Raw genomic sequence first — 8,977 nt, 5'->3', positions numbered from 1 at the left:
CGTCCGGCGACCGCGCGGCGAAGGCGGCCGGCTGGCGCTGGGCGGCGCCGCGGTGGGCGTGTCGCTCTTCACGGACTACCGGCTGAGCCTCACGAAGCTCATCCCCATCGAGGCGCACGAGCTGGCGGACTACGCCTACGGCCTGGGCGCGGTGCTGGCGCCCTTCGTGCTGGGGTACGCGAAGCGCTCGCCCGTGGCGGCCGCGCTGCACGTGCTGCTGGGCGTGAAGGTGCTGGCCGCGTCGCTGGTGACGGACTACCGCTGCCAGACGGGCATGCACCTGGGCGGGGAGCTGGCCACGGACCCCGAGGGCATCGGGGCCTGAGGCGGGCCTGGACCCGGGCGGCGGGGCCGTGAGGGCTCCCGCCGCCGTCGCCAGCATCCCTCAGGCGGTCTTCACCTGCGCGCTGGACTCCAGCTTCGTGGGGCCCGCGCTCTCGATGCGCATGCCGTAGAAGCTGCGGTAGACGAACACCGTGGACAGGAGGAAGAACACCGCGGACAGCACGCGCAAGAGCGTGCCCTGGCCGGCGGCCTCCAGCTCCACGGACAGCTCCACCGCGAGCAGGCCGAACAGCGTGGTGAACTTGATGACCGGGTTGAGCGCGACGGAGGACGTGTCCTTGAACGGGTCGCCCACCGTGTCACCCACCACCGTGGCGGCGTGCAGCTCCGTGCCCTTGGCCTTCAGCTCCGTCTCCACCAGCTTCTTCGCGTTGTCCCAGGCGCCGCCGGCGTTGGCCATGAACACGGCCTGATACAGCCCGAACACCGCGATGGAGATGAGGTAGCCCACGAAGAAGTAGGGCTCCAGGCACGCGAACGCGAGCGTGCTGAAGAACACCACGAGGAAGATGTTGATCATCCCCTTCTGCGCGTACTGGGTGCAGATCTCCACCACCTTCTTGGAGTCGGACACGCTGGCCTTCTCCACGCCCTCCAGCTGGATGTTGGCCTTGATGAACTCCACCGCGCGGTAGGCGCCCGTGGACACCGCCTGCATGGAGGCGCCGGAGAACCAGTAGATGATGGCGCCGCCGGTGATGAGGCCCAGCAGGAAGGGCGCGTGCAGGAGGGACAGGTTCTGCGCGTTGACCGCGTTGAGCACCTGCTGGCCGTTGGCGGCCCGCGTGATGCCCACCAGCAGCACGATGATGGAGAAGATCATCGTCGTGGCGCCCACCACCGCCGTGCCGATGAGCACCGGCTTCGCGGTGGCCTTGAACGTGTTGCCCGCGCCGTCGTTCTCCTCCAGGAACTCCTTGCCCTTGTCGAAGTCCGGCGTGAAGCCGAAGTCCCTGCGCACCTCCTCCTTCACGTCGGGGACGTTCTCGATGAGGGACAGCTCGTAGACGCTCTGCGCGTTGTCCGTCACCGGGCCATAGGAGTCCACGGCGATGGTGACCGGGCCCATGCCCAGGAAGCCGAACGCCACCAGGCCGAACGCGAACACCGCCGGGGCAATCATCAGCGCGCCCACGCCCAGGGTGCTGAACCCATACGCCAGGCCCATCAGCCCCGCGATGATGAGGCCCATCCAGTACGCGGAGAAGTTGCCCGCCACCAGGCCGGAGATGACGTTGAGGGACGCGCCGCCCTCGCGGCTGGCCGTCACCACCTCGCGCACGTGGCGGCTCTCCGTGGAGGTGAAGACCTTGATGGCCTCCGGGATGATGGCGCCCGCCAGCGTGCCGCAGGTGATGATGGCGGACAGCTTCACCCAGAGGGTGTCGTCCCCGCCGATGTCCGGGATGAGCAGGGCGCTGACGAGGAACGTCAGCGCCACGGACACGATGGACGTCAGCCACACCAGGAAGGTGAGCGGCGCCTCGAAGTTCATGTGGTCCGCGTTCCTGTAGCGCGCGCCCTGGATGGCGTTGTTGACCCAGTAGGACACCAGCGACGCCACCACCATCACGATGCGCATCATGAAGATCCACACCAGGAGCTGCACCCGGTACTGGGCCTCCACCGCCAGGAGGATGAACGTGATGAGCGCCACGCCGGTGACGCCGTAGGTCTCGAAGCCGTCCGCGGAGGGGCCCACGCTGTCGCCCGCGTTGTCGCCGGTGCAGTCCGCGATGACGCCCGGGTTGCGCGCGTCGTCCTCCTTGATCTTGAAGACGATCTTCATCAGGTCCGACCCGATGTCCGCGATCTTCGTGAAGATGCCGCCCGCGATGCGCAGCGCGGAGGCGCCCAGCGACTCACCGATGGCGAAGCCGATGAAGCACGCGCCCGCGAAGTCTGGCGGGACGAACAGCAGGATGAACAGCATCAGCAGCAGCTCCGTGCTGATGAGCACCATGCCAATGGACATGCCCGCCTGGAGCGGGATGGCGTACGTGGGGTAGGGCTTGCCGCGCAGCGACGCGAACGCGGTGCGGCTGTTGGCGAAGGTGTTCACCCGGATGCCGAACCAGGCCACGCCGCAGCTGCCGGCGATGCCCACGAGGCTGGCGAACAGGATGATGGCCACCCGGCCGGGCTCCATGTGCTGGAGGAAGCCGAAGTAGCCCACCATCACCACGGCGATGAGCACCCAGAGGACGCCAATGAACTTCAGCTGCGTCATCAGGTACGTCTTGCACGTCTCGTAGATGAGCTCGGAGATCTCCAGCATCGCCCGGTGCACGGCCAGCCGCCGGAGGCTCGCGTACTGCAGGAAGCCGAAGACGAGGCCCAGGACGCAGACGGCGATGCCGGACATCAACAACTGCCGTCCGTCCAGGCCCGCGAAGAAGGTGACGGAGCCGAAGTCGGGGAGCTTGAGGTCCGCCTCGCTCGCGCTCGCGGGGGTTCCTCCGAACAACGCCAGGAGCCCCAGGGCCCGGGACGCTGTTCCTGTGACACGCTGCTTGAGACGGTCCAGCCGTGAAACGGTGGGTGTCATGGGGTGCAACCTCTCTCACAGTGACTCAGGGAGTGATGTCGAGGGGTTGGCCGCCTGCGTGCGAGCACCTCCGAGCGCAGACGCTTCAGCGCAGCCTCGCCCTTCAAGGCAAGACATGCCCTGAAGGCGGCTGTGATTTATCACGCTCCGTCAAATGAAGTCGAACTCAGGGATTCCATGTTGCATCCCGTCAAGTTGGATGCAGACACAAACACCTGAACCACCCGGCAGGTGGGATGGCATTGGGGACGGATGGACCTGTCAGGGATTGAACTTGAAGAGGAAGCCGTCCTGCAGCCGGCGCGACGGACCGTCTTCCTGCGCGGGCCGGTTGAAGCCGCCGGCCAGGAGCACGCCGCCGGACGCGTCCACGCTCACGGCGCGGGCCTGGGCCACGGTGCCGGGGCTGGCGAAGCCGCGGACCCACAGCGACGTGCCCTCCTCCGGCAGCAGCTTCGCGACATACAACCCGGGGGGCAGGTTCTCCCCGCCCAGGGCCAGGCCGCCGTCGTGGCCGCCCGCCACCGTCACCTGGCCCGCCTCGTCGGTGGTGACCAGGGGCGCGCTGGTGGGGAAGGTGCGCGCCCACTGCTGGCCGCCGCGCGCGTCGTAGGCCAGCAGGAAGCCGTCGCGGGAGTCCGCGCGGTGGAAGGTGTTCTGGAAGTAGAGCCGGCCGCTGAAGCCGCCGCCCACGAAGACGCGGTCGGCCCCCACGGCCACGGACACCGCGGTGCCGTCCGTGCCGCGCACGTCGTGGCTCCAGACGTGGTCGCCGTCACGGGTGAGCTTCACCACGAAGGGCGTGTGCTGGCGCACGGTGACGAAGGTGGCGTCGCCAAAGGACACCGCCCCCGCGTAGCCGCCCACCACGTGCACGTCGCCAAAGACATCCACCGCCACCGCCCGCGCGGAGACCTCACCCTCGCCGGTGGGCATCCATACGCGGCTCCAGCGCTGCTCGCCCTTCGGTCCCACGCGCAGCGCGAAGCCCGCGTGTCTGCCGTTGGGCGGCGTCTTCAAGCCCTCGCCCAGGTCGCGCGCGCCGGAGAAGTCCCCCACCAGCACCGCGCCCCCGTCATGGTCGGACGTGACGCCGTTCACCGCCACGGGGCCCTGGCCCGGCAGCGAGCGCACCCAGTCCAGCGCGCCGCCGCCGTCCAGCCGGGCCAGGAACGGCCCCTCCGGCAGCGTGGCGCCGTCGCGGGTGAAGCCCGCGGACAGGCCCGTGAGGAAGATGTTGTCGCTGGCGTCCACCGCCAGGCCGCCCACGCGGGCCCGCGCCGCGTGCCGGGGCGTCCAGCCCCGCGCCCACCTGAGCGTGCCCTCCGGCGAATACCGCGCCACCAGCAGGTGCGGCGCGACCACGTTGCGATTGAAGGGCAGGGGCCCCGCCCCCAGGTCGATGGGCTCTTGATAGGTCGCCGCCACGAGGACGTCCCCGTTGGAGGTCACCACCGCGTGCGGAGCCCGAGGGTCCCCCACCCTCAGGGTCCGCGACCACGCGTGGGCCTCCGCGCCCTCCTGCACGACCTGTCCACCCACCTCGCCGAGCACCGGGATGCGCGGTGCCGTGGCCCGGGCTTCCTCGCACCCCACGAGGAAGAGTCCCCCCACGCACACCGCCATCCGAAACCACGCCACCGCCGCCACCCCGTCCCGGTCTCGCACCACCCACCCCGACTCCCCCGCCCTCCAACCGCGCCCAAGCCCTGTTGCAAGCGCGCGGCCAACGTGGCCTGACAAAGATGTCCTCTCGGGGAAGGGCGCGGCGAGCCGGGCGGAAGGGCGGGGTGCGTGTCCGGCGGCCGGTAATTCCTGCCGACCGCGGGGTGGGGGGCCGGTAAAGAAAGACGCCCGCGCGGGTCTCCCCGGCGGGCGTCGATGGATGTGTTTGCTGTTGGACGCGGCCGGAGGACTACAGCACCTTCACCGGCACTTCCTTGAGCACCTGGTCGCCGCGCATCACCGAGACGGTCCAGCTGCCGGGCTTGGTCAGCCTCACGCCGGTCCACTGCCGCGCGCGCCAGCCGTCGCCCTTCACCTTCACGTCCTTCGTCTCGCGCACGGTGGTGCCCTGCTTCACCTGCACCGTGAGGTCGTCGATGAGGTCGCCCTGGGGCACCAGGTAGCTCTGCCACAGCATCACGGAGGTGCCCGCCTTGACGCCCTCGGGGCCCACCTCGGCGGTGCACTCGTACTTGTTGGGGCCCTCCTTGGCCACCTCCGTGCAGAGCTTGGCCTCCACCAGCACGGGGCCCTGGCCCTGGCCCTTGTAGAAGTAGTTCCAGGTGTCGCGCACCGCGTCCGCGCTGGGGGCCTTCACGGACTCCGCCGCCGGGGCCGCCGCCTCCTGGGCTCCCGCGACCGACGCCACACCCAGCACCACGCACAGCACGCTTCCGTTGAACACGCTCTTCATGTCTTGGGGTCCCCTCGTTGATGGTGAAGGCAGCCGGCCCACGTCCGGCCCCTCGGTGTGCCTGTCTACCATGAAACATCCCCGCCATTCCCGGGCTTCCCCCGGGCCCGGGGGGAAGCCGCGCTAACCGAACAGGAAGAAGCCCAGCGTCACCAGGGGCAGGTACGCGAGGAAGGCCACCAGGAGGAAGCCGAGGATGTCCTTGAACTCCAGCCGCGCCACGGCCAGCAGCGGCAGCGCCCAGAAGGGCTGGATGAGGTCGGTGGCCATGTCCCCCCAGGCGTACGCCAGCACCACCTTCTCCGGCGCCACGCCCAGCCGCCCCGCGGCGTCCAGCAGGTAGGGGGCTTCAATGGCCCACTTGGAGCCTCCGGAAGGCACGAAGTAGTTCACCACGCCGCTGTAGAGGTACACGATGGCGGGGAAGGTCTCCCGCGTGGACAGCGACACGAAGAGCTCCCCGATGCGGTCCGTGAGCCCCGTGGCCTTGAAGATGCCGTAGATGCCCGCGTACAGCGGGAACTGCAGCACGATGCCGTGCAGCACGCTCGCGGCCTCCTCGCTCGCCTTGAGCAGCCGGGCGGGCGTGCCGTGCAGCAGCACCGCCAGCGTGAGGAAGGTGAAGTTCACCACGTTGAGGTTGAGCGCCTTCCAGCCGCCGTTCAGCCACAGGTGCCGCGCGAACCACGCCAGCCCCAGCACGCCGAAGAGGGCGTTGAGCAGCCACGCATGGTCCAACCACTCCGCGGGGCTCAGGCGCCCTCGCGGCTTCGCCGGCGGGACGAAGTCGCCCAGCTTCTCCAGCACCGCGGGCTCCACGCGCACGGTGCGCTCGGGGGACGGGTGCAGCGCCCACGCCAGCGCCGTGAGCAGCGCCACCGCGGCCAGCGTGAGGCCCACGTTGAAGGGGGAGAACAGCGTCCGGTCGATGGGGATGACCCCCAGCTGCTTCTCCAGGAAGTGCCCCGGCGTCGCGACCAGCAGCGGAGCGGACGCGGACAGCCCCGCGTGCCACGTGGCGCCCAGCCCGAAGTAGGCGCACGCCACCAGCAGCCGGTAGTCCACGTCCGGGCGCCTGCGCGCGATGAAGCGCACCAGCATGGCGCTGGCGACCAGCGACAGGCCCCAGTTGAAGTACGCGAGCGCCATGGACACCGCCGCCATCAGCGCGGTGGCGCTCCGGGGGCTCCGGGGCAGGCGGGCGACCTTCTCCAGCAGGGCCTTCACAGGGGCCGTGAGCGCGAGCAGATAGCCAGTGAACATCACGAGGGCCATCTGCATGGAGAAGGTGAGCAGCTCCCAGAAGCCGCCGCCCCACGCGTCCAGCACCGCCGGCGGCGCGGCCCCCACCCAGCCCAGGGCCAGCGCCATGGTGAGCAGCGTGAGCAGCACCGCGATGGCGAAGGCGCTGGGGACGAAGCGCGCGGAGAAGCGGCCCAGGCCTTCGGCGAACCGGACGAGGGTTTCCACGGTGAGGGCTCCAGGCGGTCAAGGGGGCCCCGAAACAAACTCCCGGGGCGACACCCCGGGTTTTACGGTATGAGCGGTCGCCATGTCCCCTAGCGAGCAGCACCCTCCCGCCTTCGAGCGAATCGCGACAGGCGTGCCCGGACTGGACCCCATCCTGGGTGGAGGCCTGGTGGCCTCAGGCGTCTACATCGTCGTGGGGGAACCCGGCGCGGGGAAGACCATCCTCGCCAACCAGCTCTGCTATTCGCAGGCGCGGCAGGGCACGCGGTGTCTGTACGTGACGCTGCTGGCGGAGTCGCACTCGCGCATGCTGGCGAACCTGCGCAGCATGGCGTTCTTCGACGCCTCCCAGCTGCCCCAGCGCATCTACTACGTCAGCGGCTTCCGCATGCTGGAGGAGCAGGGGCTACCGGGCCTCTTGGAGCTGCTTCGCCGGGAGATGCGCAACCACGGCGCGGGCATCCTGGTGCTGGACGGGCTGGTGCAGGCGCAGGAGGCCGCGGGCAGCAGCCGCGACTTCAAGAAGTTCATCCACGAGCTCCAGGTGTCCGCCGGCCTGTCGCGCTTCACCGCGCTGCTGCTCACGAGCAGCGTGGGCCCCACCGTGCACCCGGAGTACACGATGGTGGACGGCATCCTGGAGCTGCGCGAGCGCACGGCGGCCATGCGTTCGTGGCGCGAGCTCCAGGTGCGCAAGTTCCGGGGCAGCGCCAGCCTCAATGGCTCGCACCACTTCCGCATCTCCGAGGCCGGGCTGGAGGTGTTCCCCCGCCTGGAGTCCATGGCCAGCCGCGCGCAGCCGCCGGACTGGGGCACGCAGCGGGTGCGCTTTGGCGTGCCCACGCTGGACGCCATGATTCCGGAGGGCATCGCCGCGGCGTCCACCACGCTGGTGATGGGGCCGCCGGGCTGCGGCAAGACGCTGCTGGGCGCGAGCCACCTGGCCGAAGGGCTGCGCCTGGGCGAGCCCGGCCTGATGGTGAGCTTCTACGAGGGGCCGGACCGGCTGCTGCACAAGACGGCCAACGTGGGGCTGTCGCTGGGCACCGCGGTGAAGGACGGCCGGCTGGTGCTCCAGTGGAACATGCCCGCCGAGTTCAACCTGGACCTGGTGGCGCACAACATGCTGGAGGACGTGCGCAAGCGCGGCGTGAAGCGCCTGTTCGTGGACGGCCTGAGCGCCATGGTGGAGACCACGCACGAGCCGGCGCGCATCAGCCCCTTCTTCGCCGCGCTGACGCAGGAGCTGCGACGCCACGGGGTGACGACCGTCTTCACGCTGGAGACGCCGCGCCTCTTCGGCCCGGACATGGACGTCCCCCTGGGCACCGGCCTGTCCGGCGTGGCGGAGAACCTGCTGTTCATGCGCCACCTGGAGCTCAACGGCCGCCTGCGGCGGCTGCTCTCCATCTTCAAGCTGCGCGACGCGGACTACGACCCGACGCTGCGCGAGTTCCTCATCACCTCCCAGGGAATCGAGATCCAGCCGCCCTTCCAGCCGTCGCCCGAGTTGCTGCTCACCGGCATCGCCCGCCACCCGGGCAACCACTCCTGACCCCCAGAGGATCCGTGGTTCCCGCGACCGAGACCGTGCTGGTGGTGGACGACGAACAGGGCATCCTGGAGGCGCTCGCGGACCTCTTGAGGGAGGAGGGCTACCGCGTGCTCACGGCGTCCCACGGCCGCGAGGCCCTGGAGCGCATGGCGGAGGTGAAGCCGGACCTGGTGCTGACGGACTGGATGATGCCCGTGCTGGACGGCCCCGCGCTGATTGAACGCATCCTGCAGGACCCGTCCCTGCGCCACATCCCCGTGCTGGGCATGAGCGCCGTGGACGTCAACGGCCTCAAGCGCCTGCACCCGGCCATGGAGTTCCTCCAGAAGCCGTTCGACATCCGCGCCCTGATGAAGCTGGTCCGCCGCTCCCTGGACGCGAACTCCCGCGTCCGGGGAGGGTGAGGCGCCGCGCGTGCCCGGAGGGTCCGCCATGTATCACCTGCTGAAGCTGGGGCCGGTCCCCCTGTCCGTGGGCACCACCGGCGTCTACCTGCGCATTGGCGAGACGGGCGAGCCGTCCGCCCCCGTCTTCGAGCAGACGGACGTCGCGGGCCTGCGCGCCCTCACCGCCGGCCTGGAGCCGTCCCAGGTGTCCTGCGAGCCCGCGCTGGCGGACGCCGCCGCCGAGCTGGGCCTGG

At 70.0% G+C, this 8,977-nt stretch carries 6 protein-coding genes and 2 pseudogenes; 4 read left to right on the top strand and 4 right to left on the bottom strand.

What is annotated here, in order from left to right; translation table 11 throughout:
- Positions 1 to 325, top strand: a pseudogene (locus ACLEQD_RS30435) (hypothetical protein); the annotation flags it as partial.
- Between the two features lie 60 nt (positions 326 to 385).
- Here the strand turns inward: ACLEQD_RS30435 and ACLEQD_RS30430 are convergent.
- The 4 genes from ACLEQD_RS30430 to ACLEQD_RS30415 form a co-directional block, all read right to left on the bottom strand.
- Positions 386 to 2,893, bottom strand: coding sequence for a sodium-translocating pyrophosphatase (locus ACLEQD_RS30430; protein ID WP_410388905.1), 2,508 nt, complete (start codon positions 2,891 to 2,893; stop codon positions 386 to 388).
- Between the two features lie 261 nt (positions 2,894 to 3,154).
- On the bottom strand, positions 3,155 to 4,564 hold the full coding sequence (locus tag ACLEQD_RS30425) for a hypothetical protein (RefSeq protein WP_410388903.1): 1,410 nt from the start codon (positions 4,562 to 4,564) through the stop codon (positions 3,155 to 3,157).
- A gap of 244 nt (positions 4,565 to 4,808) precedes the next feature.
- Complete coding sequence (locus tag ACLEQD_RS30420; RefSeq protein ID WP_410388901.1) at positions 4,809 to 5,312, bottom strand: hypothetical protein; 504 nt, start codon at positions 5,310 to 5,312, stop codon at positions 4,809 to 4,811.
- Between the two features lie 123 nt (positions 5,313 to 5,435).
- A complete protein-coding gene (locus ACLEQD_RS30415; RefSeq protein ID WP_410388899.1) occupies positions 5,436 to 6,782 on the bottom strand; it encodes a short-chain fatty acid transporter in 1,347 nt (448 codons plus the stop codon).
- An 82-nt stretch (positions 6,783 to 6,864) separates the two neighbouring features.
- Between ACLEQD_RS30415 and ACLEQD_RS30410 the strand changes: the two genes are divergently transcribed.
- The 3 genes and pseudogenes from ACLEQD_RS30410 to ACLEQD_RS30400 all read left to right on the top strand — a co-directional run.
- Entirely contained in the window at positions 6,865 to 8,337 is a 1,473-nt protein-coding gene (locus ACLEQD_RS30410) for an RAD55 family ATPase (protein ID WP_410388897.1), read from the top strand.
- A gap of 14 nt (positions 8,338 to 8,351) precedes the next feature.
- Positions 8,352 to 8,741, top strand: a complete 390-nt coding sequence (locus tag ACLEQD_RS30405) for a response regulator (RefSeq protein ID WP_410388895.1) — start codon at positions 8,352 to 8,354, stop codon at positions 8,739 to 8,741.
- A gap of 28 nt (positions 8,742 to 8,769) precedes the next feature.
- Positions 8,770 to 8,977: pseudogene (locus tag ACLEQD_RS30400) on the top strand (hypothetical protein); the annotation flags it as partial.

The organism is Corallococcus sp. 4LFB (assembly GCF_046520365.1).
GTDB lineage: Bacteria > Myxococcota > Myxococcia > Myxococcales > Myxococcaceae > Corallococcus > Corallococcus caeni.
The sequence above is the reverse complement of the archived record's forward strand: the minus strand, read 5'-3'. Positions and strand labels throughout refer to the sequence as shown.